Origin of the sequence: Streptomyces sp. NPDC005803 (assembly GCF_040630435.1) — a bacterium.
Classification (GTDB): Bacteria; Actinomycetota; Actinomycetes; order Streptomycetales; family Streptomycetaceae; genus Streptomyces.
The window spans coordinates 232,034-247,688 of sequence record NZ_JBEXXO010000001.1; the positions used below are offsets into that span (position 1 = coordinate 232,034).

Annotated in this window: 13 protein-coding genes and 2 pseudogenes; 11 read left to right on the forward strand and 4 right to left on the reverse strand. The window is 73.7% G+C overall.

Going from position 1 to position 15,655, the window contains the following annotated elements; genetic code table 11:
* The first annotated feature begins 252 nt into the window (after positions 1 to 252).
* Entirely contained in the window at positions 253 to 915 is a 663-nt protein-coding gene (locus ABZ454_RS01080) for a hypothetical protein (protein ID WP_359535442.1), read from the forward strand.
* A 176-nt stretch (positions 916 to 1,091) separates the two neighbouring features.
* Positions 1,092 to 3,101: an NAD-binding protein gene (locus ABZ454_RS01085; protein WP_359535445.1), complete on the forward strand. Its 2,010-nt coding sequence runs from the start codon at positions 1,092 to 1,094 to the stop codon at positions 3,099 to 3,101.
* Positions 3,102 to 3,130: 29 nt separating this feature from the next.
* Here ABZ454_RS01085 and ABZ454_RS01090 read toward each other — a convergent pair whose 3' ends face one another.
* Positions 3,131 to 3,541: a VOC family protein gene (locus ABZ454_RS01090; RefSeq protein WP_359535447.1), complete on the reverse strand. Its 411-nt coding sequence runs from the start codon at positions 3,539 to 3,541 to the stop codon at positions 3,131 to 3,133.
* 284 nt (positions 3,542 to 3,825) lie between these two features.
* On the opposite strand from ABZ454_RS01090, the gene ABZ454_RS01095 reads away from it, so the two are divergent.
* The 3 genes from ABZ454_RS01095 (at position 3,826) to ABZ454_RS01105 (ending at position 6,134) form a co-directional block, all read left to right on the forward strand.
* Positions 3,826 to 4,917 (forward strand): LLM class flavin-dependent oxidoreductase, encoded by a 1,092-nt coding sequence (locus tag ABZ454_RS01095; protein ID WP_359535449.1) that lies wholly within the window; start codon positions 3,826 to 3,828, stop codon positions 4,915 to 4,917.
* Positions 4,918 to 4,921: 4 nt separating this feature from the next.
* Positions 4,922 to 5,575, forward strand: a complete 654-nt coding sequence (locus ABZ454_RS01100; protein WP_359535451.1) for an FMN reductase — start codon at positions 4,922 to 4,924, stop codon at positions 5,573 to 5,575.
* Between the two features lie 136 nt (positions 5,576 to 5,711).
* The gene (locus ABZ454_RS01105) at positions 5,712 to 6,134 is read left to right on the forward strand and encodes a universal stress protein (protein ID WP_356319255.1); all 423 of its coding nucleotides are present in this window, start codon (positions 5,712 to 5,714) and stop codon (positions 6,132 to 6,134) included.
* A gap of 175 nt (positions 6,135 to 6,309) precedes the next feature.
* Here the strand turns inward: ABZ454_RS01105 and ABZ454_RS01110 are convergent.
* Positions 6,310 to 6,702 (reverse strand): annotated as a pseudogene (locus tag ABZ454_RS01110) (hypothetical protein); the annotation flags it as partial.
* A gap of 119 nt (positions 6,703 to 6,821) precedes the next feature.
* Here ABZ454_RS01110 and ABZ454_RS01115 point away from each other — a divergent pair.
* From ABZ454_RS01115 to ABZ454_RS01130, 4 genes are all read left to right on the forward strand, one after another.
* Positions 6,822 to 7,715 carry a hypothetical protein gene (locus ABZ454_RS01115; RefSeq protein WP_359535455.1) on the forward strand — a complete coding sequence of 298 codons (894 nt, stop codon included), beginning with the start codon at positions 6,822 to 6,824 and terminating at the stop codon, positions 7,713 to 7,715.
* 148 nt (positions 7,716 to 7,863) lie between these two features.
* Entirely contained in the window at positions 7,864 to 8,817 is a 954-nt protein-coding gene (locus tag ABZ454_RS01120; protein WP_359535739.1) for an NADP-dependent oxidoreductase, read from the forward strand.
* 76 nt (positions 8,818 to 8,893) lie between these two features.
* Positions 8,894 to 9,145: a DUF2630 family protein gene (locus tag ABZ454_RS01125; protein WP_356323344.1), complete on the forward strand. Its 252-nt coding sequence runs from the start codon at positions 8,894 to 8,896 to the stop codon at positions 9,143 to 9,145.
* A 97-nt stretch (positions 9,146 to 9,242) separates the two neighbouring features.
* The gene (locus ABZ454_RS01130) at positions 9,243 to 11,144 is read left to right on the forward strand and encodes an FUSC family protein (protein WP_359535740.1); all 1,902 of its coding nucleotides are present in this window, start codon (positions 9,243 to 9,245) and stop codon (positions 11,142 to 11,144) included.
* 13 nt (positions 11,145 to 11,157) lie between these two features.
* Here ABZ454_RS01130 and ABZ454_RS01135 read toward each other — a convergent pair whose 3' ends face one another.
* Positions 11,158 to 11,565, reverse strand: coding sequence for a S4 domain-containing protein (locus tag ABZ454_RS01135; protein WP_356323347.1), 408 nt, complete (start codon positions 11,563 to 11,565; stop codon positions 11,158 to 11,160).
* A 303-nt stretch (positions 11,566 to 11,868) separates the two neighbouring features.
* Between ABZ454_RS01135 and ABZ454_RS01140 the strand changes: the two genes are divergently transcribed.
* On the forward strand, positions 11,869 to 13,488 hold the full coding sequence (locus ABZ454_RS01140; protein WP_359535459.1) for a VWA domain-containing protein: 1,620 nt from the start codon (positions 11,869 to 11,871) through the stop codon (positions 13,486 to 13,488).
* A gap of 147 nt (positions 13,489 to 13,635) precedes the next feature.
* Here the strand turns inward: ABZ454_RS01140 and ABZ454_RS01145 are convergent.
* Positions 13,636 to 13,806: pseudogene (locus ABZ454_RS01145) on the reverse strand (ATP-binding protein); the annotation flags it as partial.
* Between the two features lie 225 nt (positions 13,807 to 14,031).
* Here ABZ454_RS01145 and metG point away from each other — a divergent pair.
* Entirely contained in the window at positions 14,032 to 15,636 is a 1,605-nt protein-coding gene (gene metG / locus ABZ454_RS01150; RefSeq protein ID WP_359535462.1) for a methionine--tRNA ligase, read from the forward strand.
* Positions 15,637 to 15,655: the final 19 nt, after the last annotated feature.

Sequence of the window (15,655 nt, forward strand, 5' to 3'; positions counted from 1 at the left end):
GGCGCATGCCGGTGCCCGGCATCGAGGGCGCGGAAAGATTGCCGGGAACCGGCAATGCGGCCGGCCGGCCGCGAATGACACGATCCTGTCAGCACCGACCGGGGGACCACGGGGGAAACACGGGGGTGCGGGGGGACGGGGGAAGACCCGGCTGCCGTGGCGCCGCCCGCTGGGGCGGGGCCACGGCGCCGGGGTCACCGCGCCCCTCTCCGAGGCCGGCGGGACTGCCGGCACGGCACGCAGGGGGGACCGATGCAGGAGTTCCAGACCGCGACGCTCTCCTTTCCGGCCCTGCTCTTCTCCGCGGCCCTGGTCGTCGCCATCGCCTTCTGGCTGCTCGTCCTGGCCGGCGCCGCCGACCACCGCGCCTTCGACGCGGACCTCGACACCGATCTCGCCGGGATCGGCGGCGTGCCGGTCACCGTTTCGGTCTCCGTGATGGTGGCCGTCGGCTGGTTCACCGCACTGACCGGCTCGGTCCTGCTGCACCGCAGTCACGCCACGGGGACCGTCCGGGCCGCGCTCGCCTTCGGCTTCCTCGCCGGCGCGCTGCTGGCCGCCTGGGCCGTGACACGGCTGCTGGTGCCCCGCTTCCGCCGCTTCTTCACCGACCAGCCCCCTTCCTCGCGCCAGGACCTCCTGGGCCGGGTCTGCACGATCCGCACCGGCTCGGTGGGCACGGACTTCGGCCAGGCCGAGGTCGCCGCGCCCGACGGAACGACCGCCCTCGTGCGGGTACGGCAACTGCCCTGCTCGGAAGCCGCGTTCACGGCGGGAAGCCCGGGGCTGCTGTCCGCGTACGACGAGGCGGGCGCGTTCTTCTGGGTCTCCCCGTACGACCGTGCGCCCGACCCGGGACCGCCACCGGTCCAGCCGCACCCCCACCGCCGCACGCCGCCCGGCCGCACCGCCTGACCCCGGCAGCGCGCACCGCCCCCTCACGTACCGCACCCGCCGCGCGGCTCCGCGCTGCCCGGCAGCCGCCGCGGGCCGGCGTCCGCGCCGGTTCTCCACCGCCACCCGCTCGTCCGGCCGCCGCCGGGGACACACGAGGACCACGGACCGTACCGATCACCGGAAGGGAGCAGGGCATGCTGGGTCATGTGCCTCCTCTTCCCCAGCAGCCCCAACGCTCCCCACTCGCCGGACACATGGTCGTCTGCGGCGACGACGCGCTCGCCCAGCGGCTCGCCGTGGAGCTGCGGTACGTCTACGGGGAGCGGGTCACCCTCGTCCTGCCCCCGGAGCCGGGAACGGCCGGACCGGAGCTGCCCCTGACCGGGCGCGGCCGCGCCGCCGCCCTGTTCGGCCGGATGGCGTCGGCGATGAACCGCAACGGGGGCCTGGCCCACGGCAGTGCGGGGGACGGGGACACCAACGCCGGGGTGGAGGCGGTACGCATCCTCCAGGCGGCGGAGCCCTCCGACGAGTCGCTCGAGGAGGCGGGCATCGACACCGCCGCCGCGGTGGCCCTCGTCTACGACGACGACGAGCGCAACATCCGGGCCGCGCTGACCGCCCGCCGGCTCAACCCCCGGGTCCGCCTGGTGATCCGGCTCTACAACCGCAAGCTCGGCCAGCACCTGGAGGCCCTGCTCGACCAGGCGGCCGCCGTCGCCTCGCCCGGGCTCGACCCGGCCGCGCTCGACGCCTCCACCACCGTCCTGTCCGACGCCGACACCGCCGCGCCCTCCCTCGCGGCCACCGCGCTCGCCGGGTCCACCAGGGTGATCCGCGCGGAGGGCCTGTTCCTGCGGGCGGCCGAGCGCACCCCGCCCCGCGACGGCCAGGTCGCCGACCCCGGCCTGTGCACCCTGGCCCTGCTCTCCTCCACCACCCACGACCCGGCCGGCGCCGAGGGCTCCGACAGCAGCGGCGCCGAGGGACCCCAACTCCTGCCGGACGAGGCCCAGGTGGCCGCCGCCACCGGGCGCGGGACCGTCGTCCTGGAGGCCGTCACCCAGTCCGGTCCGGCCGCTCCGAAGCCCCGGATGAGCGGCCGGAGCGCCCCGCTGAGCCAGATCTTCTCGCGCCGGCTGCGCTGGTCGGCGCTGGGCGTCGGCCTGGCCGTCCTGGGACTCGCGGTGGCGTCCTCACTCACCACCGGCGACCACCCCCTGCACGCCGGATATCTCACCCTCCTCGACCTGTTCGCGATGGGCGACCCGGCGATCGGCGACCCCACCGCCCGCCAGATCATCCAGCTCCTCTCCGGTGTGGCCGGGTTGATGCTCCTGCCGCTGCTGGTCGCGGGTGTGCTGGAGGCCTTCGGATCGCTGCGTACGGCATCGTCGCTGCGGCGCCCGCCGCGTGGCCTGTCCGGACACGTGGTGCTGCTCGGCCTCGGCAAGATCGGCACCCGCGTCCTGGTGCACCTGCGGGAACTGGGCATTCCCGTGGTCTGCGTGGAGGACGACCCGGACGCCCGCGGCATCCCGGTGGCGCGGCGGCTGCACGTGCCGGTGGTCCTGGGGGACGTCACGCAGGAGGGCGTGCTGGAGGCCGCCAAGATCGAGCGCTCACGCGGCCTGCTCGCCCTGACCAGCGTCGACACCACGAACCTGGAGGCCGCGCTGTACGCCCGCTCCCTCAAGCCGGACCTGCGGGTGACGCTGCGCCTGTTCGACGACGAGTTCGCCACCGCCGTCTACCGCACCCTGCGCACGGCCCACCCGCAGGCGCTGACCCGCTCCCGGTCGGTCTCGCACCTGGCCGGGCCGTCGTTCGCGGTCGCCATGATGGGCCGGCAGATCCTGGGCGCGGTGCCGGTCGAGCGGAAGGTGATGCTGTTCGCCGCGATCGAGGTGGCCGGGCACCCGCAGCTGGAGGGCCGCACGGTCGAGCAGGCGTTCCGGGCCGGGTCCTGGCGGGTCCTCGCCCTGGACGCGGCCCCGGCCGCCGGCCGCCGGTCCGGCCTGGCGGCCCCCGCCCCGCCCCGGCAGGCCCCCACCGCCGGACCGGCCGGCGACCGGCCCGGCGGCCTCGTGTGGAACCTGCACCCCGGCTACGTGCTCCAGCCCACCGACCGCGTGGTGATCGCCGCGACCCGCCGCGGCCTGGCCGAGCTCCTGCGCAGACGCGGCTCGATGGCCCGGCGCTGACGGGCGCGCCCGCCGCAGGACGCCGCCCGTCAGGAGTTGGACCACCCGCGCCGGCAGAGCACGAGCCGGTACCCGTCCGGGTCCTCGACGGTGACGCCCCACTCGTTCCAGTACGGATTCGGCGAGGAGACCCGCGTGCCCCCGTGGGCCAGCAGCCGTTCCACCAGCTCCTGCGGCACGGGGCCGTCCAGGTAGAGGACGAGCAGGTCCTCCTCGGTGGGGCGGGGCTCGACGGGGTGCCCGCCGCCGTGCACGAGTTCCAGGTGCCAGGACCCGTCGGGGTACCCGAGCATGAGCAGATCGTGCGCGCCGGGCTCCTGGCCCCCCTCGGCGCGGAACAGGACCGTCAGCCCGAGCCCCGCCGCCCAGAACCGCTCGGCGGCGGCGAGGTCCCGGGTGGGGCGGGCCATGCGGATGTGGGTGTGAGCGGTGACCGGCACGGGGTTCCTCCCTGTCCTCGGCCCGCTCGGCCGCGCGCCGGGAACCGCAGCGTAGGCGCCCGCCCCGCGCGGCCGCATCGGCTGATGGTCCTGGTCCTCAGGACCTGGTGCCGGTGACCGCGCGCCGGTGTCGCGGCGGCCCGGGCGGGTCCGTGCCGCACGCCGCCCGCCCGCGCGGAACCGCTCCGGCAGGGGCGGAATAGGTGGCCGGGGCGTCCCGTTGTAGGGTGTGTTCAGATAGTTCAACGTTCAACCACATTGTTCGACCTCTGGAGGCGGGCGCCATGCAGTTCGGGATCTTCACCGTCGGCGACATCACCACCGACCCCACGACCGGCACGACGCCGAGCGAGCACGAGCGGATCAAGGCCACCGTCGCCATCGCGCGCAAGGCCGAAGAGGTCGGGCTCGACGTGTTCGCGACCGGCGAGCACCACAACCCCCCGTTCGTGCCGTCCTCGCCGACGACCACCCTCGGATACATCGCCGCCAGCACCGAGCGCATCATCCTGTCGACCTCGACGACCCTGATCACCACCAACGACCCGGTGAAGATCGCCGAGGACTACGCCACGCTCCAGCACCTCGCCGACGGCCGCGTCGACCTGATGATGGGCCGCGGCAACACCGGACCCGTCTATCCCTGGTTCGGCAAGGACATCCGTCAGGGCATCCCGCTCGCCGTCGAGAACTACGCCCTGCTGCACAAGCTGTGGCGCGAGGACGTCGTCGACTGGGAGGGGAAGTTCCGTACGCCGCTGCAGTCCTTCACCGCCACCCCGCGCCCGCTGGACGGCGTACCCCCGTTCGTCTGGCACGGCTCGATCCGCTCCCCGGAGATCGCCGAGCAGGCCGCGTACTACGGCGACGGCTTCTTCCACAACAACATCTTCTGGCCCATCGAGCACACGAAGAAGATGGTGAGCATCTACCGCCAGCGGTACGCCCACTACGGCCACGGCACCGCCGAGCAGGCCATCGTGGGGCTGGGCGGCCAGGTGTTCATGCGCAAGAACTCGCAGGACGCGGTACGGGAGTTCCGTCCGTACTTCGACAACGCGCCGGTCTACGGGCACGGTCCTTCGATGGAGGACTTCACCCAGCAGACGCCGCTGACCGTGGGCTCCCCGCAGGAGGTCATCGAGCGGACGCTGTCCTTCCGGGACGCCGTCGGCGACTACCAGCGCCAGCTGTTCCTCATGGACCACGCGGGGCTGCCGCTGAAGACGGTCCTGGAGCAGCTCGACATCCTCGGCGAGGAGGTCGTCCCCGTGCTGCGCAAGGAGTTCGCCGCCCTGCGGCCCGCCGGCGTGCCGGAGTCCGCGCCCCTGCACCCGGCCGTCGTCGCCGCCACCACTGTCGCGAAGGAGAGCTGACACCGTGTTCGCCACCGAACCTCTGAGGATCGTCGCCGTCTCGGCCGGGCTGAGCAACCCGTCGTCGACCAGGCTGCTGGCCGACCGGCTGGCCGCGGCCACCCGGGAGCGGCTGGAGGCCGAGCAGGACCGCCAGGTCGACGTCCGGGTGATCGAACTGCGCGACCTGGCCCTCGACATCGCGGGCAACCTGGTGTCCGGATTCCCGTCGCCCACGCTGGAGGAGGCCATCGGCGCGGTGGCGAAGGCCGACGGGCTGATCGTCGTCTCCCCGGTCTTCACCGCCTCGTACAGCGGCCTGTTCAAGTCGTTCTTCGACCTGGTCGAGAACACCGCGCTGACCGGCAAGCCCGTCGTCGTCGCGGCGACCGGCGGCACCGCCCGGCACTCGCTGGTGCTGGAGCACGCGATGCGTCCGCTCTTCGCCTACCTGCGGGCCGTCACCCTGCCGACGTCGGTGTACGCGGCGTCGGAGGACTGGGGCTCGTCGGGCGACGAGTACACCGAGGGCCTGCCCGCCCGGATCCGGCGCGCGGGCGGCGAGCTCGCGCAGGCGGTCACGGGCGGCCGGGCGGTCTCCGGGGCCTCCAAGACCCTCGGACTGGACGACGAGGTGGTCCCCTTCGAGCGCCGGCTGGCCGATCTCCGGCTGGACTGACCGACCCGCAGGCGGTGCTTTGTCCCGCTTTGACTAGAGTTGCCCGAGAAGGCGCGCCGTACGGACCTTCCGTACGACGCGCCGGCGCGACCGGCTGGACGAGGCCGGACCGAGCGGAACCGAGCTGGAGGCAGACATGGGCAGGATCGTGGTGGGCGTTGACGGCTCCGAATCGTCGATCAAGGCACTGCACTGGGCCGTACGCCAGGCGGAGCTCACCGGTGACACGGTGGAGGCCGTCAACAGCTGGGAGTACCCCGCGACCAGCTGGGCGTCCATGATGCCGGGCATGCCGGAGGACTTCGACCCGCAGGCGGTGGCCACGGTGTCGCTCACCGAGGCACTGGAGGAGGCCCTCGGAGCGGAGGGCGCCGCCGCGGTCAGCAAGATCGTGGTGATCGGCAACCCGGCGCAGGCCCTGCTCGACCGGGCCGAGGGCGCGAACCACCTGGTCGTGGGGGCGCGTGGGTACAGCGGCTTCAAGGCCACCCTGCTCGGCTCGGTCAGCCTGCACGTCACCCAGCACGCGTCGTGCCCGGTGACCGTGGTGCGCTCCTGACGACCGCGGCGGCCGTGAGGCCACCCGCCCGGCCACCGGGGCGGACCCGTGCACCGCGTGCACGGGTCCGCCCCGGCGCCGTCCCGGCGGCCCGTGACCGCCCGGGTCACCTCGCCCGTGCGCCCGGCCCTCCGCGTGCGGAGGCTGCGCCGGACGCCCCGGAGGCGGGCGTGTTCCGGGTGTAGAAGAAGTAGTACGCGCCCAGCAGCGTGCCCGCTCCGACCACCAGGCCCACGAACGACGAGGCCAGCACGCTCTTGCCCGGGGTCAGGCTGTAGAGGAAGCCGACCGCGCCGCCGGCCAGGGCGCCGTACGCGGCCGCCGCGAGCTCGACCGGAAGGCGGTCCTGCACCCGGCCGAGACCGAAGCAGAGCGCCGCGAGCACGGCTCCGGAGACCAGGCCGAGAGCGAGCCGCGTGCCCGTGAGCACGCCACCGAAGCGGACGATGGCGGTCGCGTAGCAGCCGAGGATCACGCCGAGCGTGACGGGGACGGCCCAGCTGAGGGTGGAGGGGTGCCTTGCACGCGCTCGCGTTCCGCGCGCCTGCACCGAGGCGTGTGCGGCCATGGCAGGAAGCTCCTTCCGTCGCCCCCGCTTTCCTCCAGAGCACACCCGGCCGGGCCACCCGGCAACTCGGACGGCCCACCGCCCGGGCGCCGCACCGCCGACCGGGGTTCCCTGGTGACGTGCGGAACTACTTCTCGGCGGCGCTCTCGGTGGCCCTACTGGTGCTGCTCGCCGTCCTGGTGCCGCTGAGCGCGCTCTCCGCCTGGGTCGACCTGGAGATCGACGACACGGACCGTTACGTGGCCGCGGTGGCGCCGCTCGCCTCCGACGACGCTGTGCGGAGCACCGTGACCGATCTGATCACCGACGAGGCGATGAAGCAGATCGACGTCGGCCCCCTCCAGGCCACCATCCGCGACTTCCTCCACCAGGCCGTGCTGTCCTTCACCACCACCGACGCGTTCCAGGCCGCCTGGAACGCCGCCAACCGCACGGCCCACGAGGCCGTCACCGCGGCGCTGGACGGGCAAAGCGGTGAGAGCGTCACCATCGACCTGGCGCCCGTGACGGAGAAGGTGAAGCAGAACCTGGTGGACAACGGGGTGCCGTTCGCCGACCAGATCCCCGTCCAGCACACCGACATCCGGATCATCTCCGCCGACCGCGCCGACCAGCTGCGCCAGAGCTTCCGCCGGCTGCGGGCCGCCGGCGTGTGGCCGGCCGTCGGCACGCTCGTGTGCGCGCTGCTCGCCGTCGTCCTGGCCTGGGTACGCGGCGGACCCGGCCGCCGGGGCTCGGTCCTGGCCGCGCTCACCGCCACCGCCCTCGTGGGGACCGGCTTCGCGCTCGGCGCCCTGCTGCTGCGCGGCGCGCTCGCGCTGGCGCGCAACCGGGTGCTGGCCGAGGTGCCCGGCAGCGAGACCGCAGGGGCGGCGGCGGTGTACGACGCGCTGACCGCGTCCCTGCGCACCACGGTGTGGATCGTCCTCGGTACGGGCCTCGCGGTGGCCGTGTGCGCGGTGGCGGCACGGATCTGGGCGCGACGGGTGCTGCCGGACCCCTCCGGGGAGTGACCCGGCCGCCGCACCGGCGTGCGGGAGCGAAACGCGGGGCCCCGGGCCGACGGGGCGTGCGGGGGCGGGCTCAGGCCGACGTGCGGCACCGCCCCGGCCGGGCAAAGGTGGGTAGGTGACTGCCAGGAGCTACTGGGAGGTCCTGCCTATGCGAGCCATCGCCGTCAGCACGCTCCGGGCCGATCCCGCCCTGATGGTCGTCCCCAAGCCGGAGCCCGGGCCGGGCGAGGTCCGGGTCCGCGTCGAGTACGCCGCGCTCGACCGGCGGCCCACGGACGGCGCCCTGGACGGCCTGGCGCCCCAGGCCTTCCCGCTGGTCCTCGGCGCGGACTACGCGGGCCGGGTGGACATGATCGGCAGCGGCGACAACCGCTTCCGGGTCGGCGACCACGTCTTCGGCCGGACCGGCGGTCCGGCGGCCGGTGCCGGGACGTACTGCGACTACGTCTGTGTGCCGCAGGACTCCGCCATCGCCCTCGTCCCCCGCGGCCTGGACGCCCGGATCGCGGCCGCGCTGCCGTCCGCCGGCATGGCTGCCGCGCAGATCCTCGAGGCGGTCTCGCCGCGGGGCCACGAGAGCCTGCTGATCGTCGGCGCGGCGGGCGGGGTCGGCAACTGTCTGACCCAGCTCGCCAAGGCCCGGGACGTGCGCGTGATCGCGGCGGTGCGCGGTGACGAGCGGGCCCCGATGGGGTCGTTGGGCGCCGCCGCCACGGTCGACGTCACGGACGGCCCGGCGGCCGACGCGATACGGGCGGCCTGCCCGGACGGCGTCGACGCGCTGGCCGACCTGGCCTCCGCGACCCCCGAGGCGTTCGCCGCGTACGCCGCGACGCTCCGGCCGGGCGGCATCGCGCTCTCCACCTGCGGCGTCGCGGCCGGGGCGGCGCTCCCCGGCGGGGTGCGGGGCATCGACTTCCGGCTCGATCCGAGCCCGGTCCTGCTGGACGTGCTGGCCGCGGGCGCCGCGGACGGCGTCCTGCGCGTCCCCATCGAGGCCGAACTCCCGCTGGAGAAGGCCCCGCAGGCCTGGGCGGAGAACAGGGCCGGCGGTGCGCGCGGCAGGACCGTCCTCGTCGTGAGGGAGCACGGACCCTGCTGAACCCGGCACGCACGCGGAAATCCGGCATGCTTGATCCGGCACCGCATCGGTGCGGCACGGCTGAGAGGAAGACGTCATGGACGAGAAGGAGCGGGACATCATCGGCGGCATCGACGGGCTCGTCGCGGAGGAACGCGCCCTGCGCGACCGCAGCGCCCGGGAGCCGGGCCTCACCACCGATGAGAAGGCACGACTGCGTACCGTGGAGGTCAGACTCGATCAGTGCTGGGACCTGCTGCGGCAGCGCCGGGCGCTGAGCGAGTTCGGTGAGGACCCGTCACAGGCCCGGGTCCGCCCGGCCGACGAGGTCGAGGGATATCGCGGCTGACCGCTGCGCGGAGGGGGACGCATTGACCGGCAGCAGGACGAACGGGGCCCGTTCCTCCTCCCCCGAGGCACAGCGGCGCGGGACGCCGCCCGTCTGGTTGCGCTACGGTCTGCGCCCCCTGCCCACCCCCGTGCCCTGGGCCGCCGTCGCCCGCGCCGGTGTCGCCCTGGCCGCGCCGCTCGCCGTCGGATTCGCCGCCGACCGGCCGGTGTACGGGGCGCTGGTCTCCATGGGCGCGCTCTCCGGCGTCATCGGCGACACCGCCGACGCCTACCGCATGCGCGTCCTCAACATCGCCGTACCGCAGCTGTTCGGCGCTCTCGGCATCATGATCGGCACGCTCGTGTACGGGACCGGCTGGGCGGCCGTCGCCGTCCTCACGCTCACCGGCCTCGTCTCGGGGATGATGTCGACGATCGGCGCCGTCGCCTCCGTGTCCGGGCTGCTGCTCCTGCTCAACTCCGTGGTGGGCGCCGGGCTTCCGATGCCGGATCCGTGGTGGGTGGCGCCCCTGCTGCTGACGCTGGGCGGTCTGTTCGTCCTCGTCCTGACGCTCCTGGCCTGGCCCTTGCGGCGGAAACTGCCGGAACGGGTCGCGGTCACGCGCACCTACCTCGCCGTCGCCGACCTGCTCGCCGCCGCGGGCACCGACGCCTACGAGGAGAAGCGGCAGGCCGTCACGGACTCCCTCAACACCTCCTACGACCTGGTCCTCGCCCGCCGCGCCCGGTACCACGGCCGCAGCGGCACGATGGTGCGGCTGCTGTCCCAGCTCAACGTCGTCATCCCCCTGGTCGAGGCGGCCCCCGCCGTGCACGTGCGGCGGCGTCCGCTGCCCGCCGAGATCCCGGCGGCGGTGCGGTCCCTGGCGGCGGAGGTGGCGGACGGCCGCGCCGGCGGCGCCGGACCCGCGCTCCCGGCCCCGGACTCCCCCGCCACCCGGGCGGTCGACAGCGCCCTGCGCCACGCCGTCGTGGTCGTCCACAAGGCCGAGCCCGACCCCTACAACGTGGACGACCGGCTCGGCCGGCCGGCGGCCCTCGGTGTGCGCGTCCGGCGCGCCACCCGCAACGTCCTGCTCTCCGGGTCCTCGTGGCGGTACGGGCTGCGTCTCGCGCTCTGCATCGGGCTGGCCCAGGCGCTGACCTCGCTGATCGACGTGCCGCGCTCCTACTGGGTGGCGCTGACCGTCACCTTCGTGCTCAAGCCCGACTTCGGCTCGGTGTTCTCCCGCGCCGTACTGCGTTCCGTGGGCACGGCCGCGGGCCTCGTCATCGCGGCCCCGATACTGGCGGAGGTGCCGATCGGCTGGTGGGACGTGCCGGTGATGGTCCTGCTGGCCGCGCTGATCCCGGCGCTCACGGCGAAGGGGTACGCCTTCCAGACCGCGGCCATCACCCCGGTCATCCTGCTGCTGTCCGATCTGCTGAACCACCAGGGGGTGCACCTGGTCTGGCCGCGCTTCCTGGACAGCCTGATCGGCTGCGGCATCGTGCTGATCGCCGGTTACCTGCTGTGGCCGGAGAGCTGGCACACCCGGATCGGCCACCGCCTGGCCGACGCGGTCACGGACATCGCGGACTACGTGGGGTGCGCGTTCGAGCCGGGCGGCGACGGTGACCGGGCCGAGCGCGTCCGCGCCCGTCGCCGCATCTACCGCGACCTGTCCTCCGTACGCTCCGAGTTCCAGCGCGCCCTGACCGAGCCGCCTCCCACCGGGACCCGCGCCGCGGCGTGGTGGCCGCTGGTCGTGGCCGTGGAGCGGATTGTGGACGCCTCGACGGCGGCCCGCGTCCGGGTCAACCACGGGGCCCCGGAACCGGAACCGGCGGAGGTGGCCGCGGTGCAGGCCGAGCTCCGCGAACTGGCCGAGGGGCTGCGGGCGAGCGAGGTCCTCGTGGAGGTGCGCACCGAGCTCCCCGGGGACGAGGAGGGCGTCCTCGCGCCCCTGCGCCAGGAAGTGGCGGCGGCACGGGCCATCGCCTCGCCCGAGCCGTAGGCCGGCCCGCCCGTCACTCCGTGGGGTCGGGGCCCGCACCCCGCAGCCGGTCCATCTCGCGCCGGTCCCGCTTCGTCGGCCGGCCCGCGCCCCGGTCCCGTACCGGAACCTGGATCGCGGTCTCGCGCGGCGGTGGGGGCGGGCTGTTGTCGACGAAGCACTCCGCCGCCACCGGCGGCCCGACCCGCTTCTTCACGATCTTCGACACGACGACGACCCGGTCCCGGCCCGCGTGCCGGAGCCGTACCTCGTCGCCCACGCGCAACGCCTGAGCCGGCTTGGCGCGCTCGCCGGCGACCTTCACATGACCCGCGCGGCAGGCGGCAGCGGCCTGCGCGCGGGTCTTCGTGAGCCGGACCGACCAGATCCAGACATCGACCCGAACGCTGCCTGCCGCCTGCGGCGCCTCACCGGAAACCATGCGTCCGACTCTAGTGCGGTGGAGCCCCCCTCAACCGGCCGAAAGCCCCGATCGCCCCGGCCGGAAGCCGGTAGCACCCCTCCCACCTGCCCGGCCCGTTCCGCGTCGGCACTCTTGTCGCATCTGCTGATAACCGGCAACGGGACTCGATACGGAATCCGTTGGGGCTCAGTTGTCCCACAGGCGGGCCGCGCCACCGAAGGGCCGGATCCGGCCGCTAACCTTACGTATCCGCCCTGGCCAGGGATCAATTCCCGCAGTACGGACATTCATCGCACCCAACTCACGTGAAAGGCCTCGCCCATGGGCATTCGGAGCTTGCTGCGCAAGGTGTTCGGCCGTGACCGCACGGAGCAGGACGAGCCGACGACGGCCACGGTCCCGCCCCAGGGCGAGCGCACCCTGGCCACGGAGTCGGTGACGGTGGACGAACCGGTCGCCGGGACCGAGCCGGCGGCCGAACCCGCCCCGGCCGTCAAGGCGTCGGTGCCGGCCCCGGCCTCTTCGGAGTCGGCCCTGACCAACGCGTCCCGGTCCACGAAGGACGAGAGCGGGGCGGCGGCGGACCTCGTGGCAGCGGCCTTCGACAAGGCCGCCGCGCCTTCCGCCAAGCCGGCTCGCACGGTTCCGGCGCAGGGGTCCGGGTCCCGGACGAAGCCCGCCGAGCCCGCGCGGCCGGCGGCATCGCCCGCGCCGGAGGCCGAAGCCGAGGCCGAGGCCGAGGCCGTGGTTCCGGAGCCCGCGGCAACGCCCGCCGAAGCCCCCGTCGCCGAGCCCGAACCGGCCGTCGCCGAGACCCCCGCCACCGTCACCGAGCCCGAGCCGGTCAAGGCCGAAGCCCCCGTCGCCGAACCCGAACCGGCCGTCGCCGAGACCCCCGCCGCCGTCGCCGAGCCCGAACCGGTCAAGGCCGAAGCCCCCGTCGCCGAACCGGAACCGGCCGTCGCCGAGCCCCTCACCATCGACATGGACCCGGAGCCCGAGCCCGAACCGGAACCGCTCGCCGCGGCCGAGACCGTGCCCGGACCGGCCGCCGAAGCAGAGCCGGAACCGGCCGCCGAGCCCGAGCCGGAAACCGGACCGGCCGCCACCGAGCCCCAGCCCGAACCGGCCGCCGCCGAAGCAGAGCCGGAACCGGCCGCCGAGCCCGAGCCGGAAACCGGACCGGCCGCCGCCGAGCCCCAGCCCGAACCGGCCGCCGCCGAGGCCGCTGCCGAGGCCGCCCCCGCCGGCAAGCCCGCGCTCACCCTCGCCAAGGTCAAGGGGCGCGCGCCCGAGCTCGTGGGTCCGTACAAGGCCGCCCAGGCCGCGCTGAAGGCGCACGGGCTCACCGGTCTGCGCGCCACCGTCTACCTGGTCCTGGACCGCTCCGGCTCCATGCGGCCCTTCTACAAGGACGGCAGCGCCCAGCACCTGGGCGACCGCACGCTCGCGCTCGCCGCGCACCTCGACGAGAGCGCCACCGTCCAGGTCGTGTTCTTCTCGACCGACATCGACGGCACCGGCACGGTCGGGCTCGACGACCACGAGGGCCGTGTCGACGAGCTGAACGCGGGCCTCGGACGGCTCGGCCGGACGAACTACCACCGCGCCGTCGAGGAGGTCATCGCGCACTACGAGAAGTCCGGGGCGACCGGCCCGGCACTGGTGATCTTCCAGACGGACGGCCCGCCGGACGTCAAGCAGGCCGCCCGCCAGGCGCTGACGGACGCGGCACGGCTGCCGCTGTTCTTCCAGTTCGTCGCGTTCGGCGACGAGGACGCGAAGGGCTTCGACTTCCTGCGGAAGCTGGACGCCCCCAACGCCGGCTTCTTCCACGCGGGCCCCGCCCCCCGTGAGGTCGCGGACGCCGCGTTCTACCGCGAGGTCCTCGCCGCACCCGCCGCCTGGGCCGCCGCCCGTGAAACGGCCGGCGAGGCCTGATCCACCGGCAGGCGTACGGTCACGGCGAGCCCGCCCTCCGGGCCCGGCACCGCCGTGACCGTACCGCCGTGCCCCCCGCCATAGAACGCACGATCGAAAGCCCAGTCCGGAGCCCGGCCCCATCCGGTCCTTGCCCCCGCCGCGCCGGAACGGCTCGAACAGCCCGGGGATGTCCGCCGCCGCCACGGGCCCCGTGTTGCGCACCTCCAGCAGCGCCCCTGTGCCCGCCCGCGCCAAGGACACCCCCACGCTTCCGCCGGGCACGTTGTACGTCACCGCGTTGGCCGGCGGATTGGCCACCAGCTGGGCCGGCAGCATCCGGTTCCCGCGTACCGCGCAGCGCTCGGCATCGGCGACCACCCCCGGGTGCCGCCCCGCCTCCTCCGCGACCACCCGAGCCAGGCCCACGGCCTCGTGCACGCGTGTCCACTCCCTCCCAGGATGCGTCTTCGCCACGGCACGGGATGTTTCGCAAAGCTCCCCGCGACGCCGCCGGGTTTATCGGTGTGAGTGGATCTCCCACGGACCGTTAGGATTTCGACCATGGCGGCCACTGGATCCGAGAAGCAGGCGGCGAAGGCGTTCTACGTCTCGACCCCCATTTACTACGTCAACGACGCTCCTCACCTGGGCCACGCCTACACGACCGTCGCAGGCGACGTGCTCACCCGCTGGCACCGCCAGCGCGGCGAGAAGGTGTGGTACCTCACCGGCACGGACGAGCACGGTCAGAAGATCATGCGCACGGCCGAGGCGAACGACGTCACGCCCCAGGCGTGGTGCGACAAGCTCGTCGAGGAGGCCTGGAAGCCCCTCTGGGAGCACCTGAACATCGCGAACGACGACTTCATCCGCACGACGGAGAAGCGGCACACCGACCGTGTGCAGGAGTTCGTGCAGGACCTGTACGACAAGGGCGAGATCTACAAGGGCGGCTACGAGGGCCCTTACTGCGTGGGCTGCGAGGAGTACAAACTCCCCGGCGACCTCATCGAGGACGAGGCCGGCGTCAAGCTGTGCGCGGTCCACAAGAAGCCGGTGGAGATCCTCAAGGAGGAGAACTACTTCTTCAAGCTCAGCGAGTACGGCCCGAAGCTGCTGGAGTTCTACGCGGCCAACCCCGGCTTCGTCCAGCCGGAGTCCGCGCGCAACGAGATCGTGAACTTCGTCAAGCGGGGCCTGCAGGACCTGTCGATCTCCCGCTCGACCTTCGACTGGGGCGTCCCGGTGCCGTGGGACGACAAGCACGTCATCTACGTGTGGGTCGACGCGCTGCTCAACTACGCGACGGCGGTCGGCTACGGCGCCAACCAGGAGAAGTTCGACGGTACGTTCCCGGCGAACGTGCACCTGATCGGCAAGGACATCCTGCGCTTCCACTCGGTCATCTGGCCGGCGATGCTGATGGCGCAGGGCCTGCCGCTTCCCGGCAAGGTCGTCGCCAACGGCTGGCTGATGGTCGGCGGCGAGAAGATGTCGAAGTCGAACCTGACGGGCATCAAGCCGCAGGACCTGACCTCGCACTTCGGCGTGGACGCCTACCGCTGGTACTTCCTGCGGGCCATCGCGTACGGCAGCGACGGCTCGTTCTCGTGGGAGGACTTCACCGCCCGCTACACCTCCGAGCTCGCCAACGACTACGGCAACCTGGCCTCGCGCCTGGCCGCCATGGTCGGCAAGTACTACGGCGGCGCGCTCCCCGGGGCCGCGGCCTCGGGCGAGGCCGAGCAGGCCGTCCAGGCGGGGCTGGCCAAGGCCGTCGCCACGGCCGACCGGAAGATCGGCGAGGAGCTGGACTTCCAGGGCGGCATCCTGGCCGTCTTCGACTTCGTGAAGCAGGTCAACGGCTACATCACGGAGCAGGAGCCGTGGAAGGTCGCCAAGGACGAGTCGCCGGAGGGCAAGGCCCGCCTCGCGACCATCCTGTACACGGCCGCCGAGGCGCTGCGGGGTGTCGCGGTCCTGCTGAACCCCGTCATGCCGGAGACCTCGCAGCAGCTGTGGGAGTCGCTGGGCGCCGAGGAGTCCCTGGGCGCGCTGTCCGACCAGCTCGTGCAGGACGCCGGCACGTGGGGCCGGCTGCCGGCGGGCGCGACGGTGACGAAGGGTGCGGTGCTGTTCCCGCGCCTGGAGGAGAAGCCCGCGTAGCGGGTCCGCGTACGGCGAA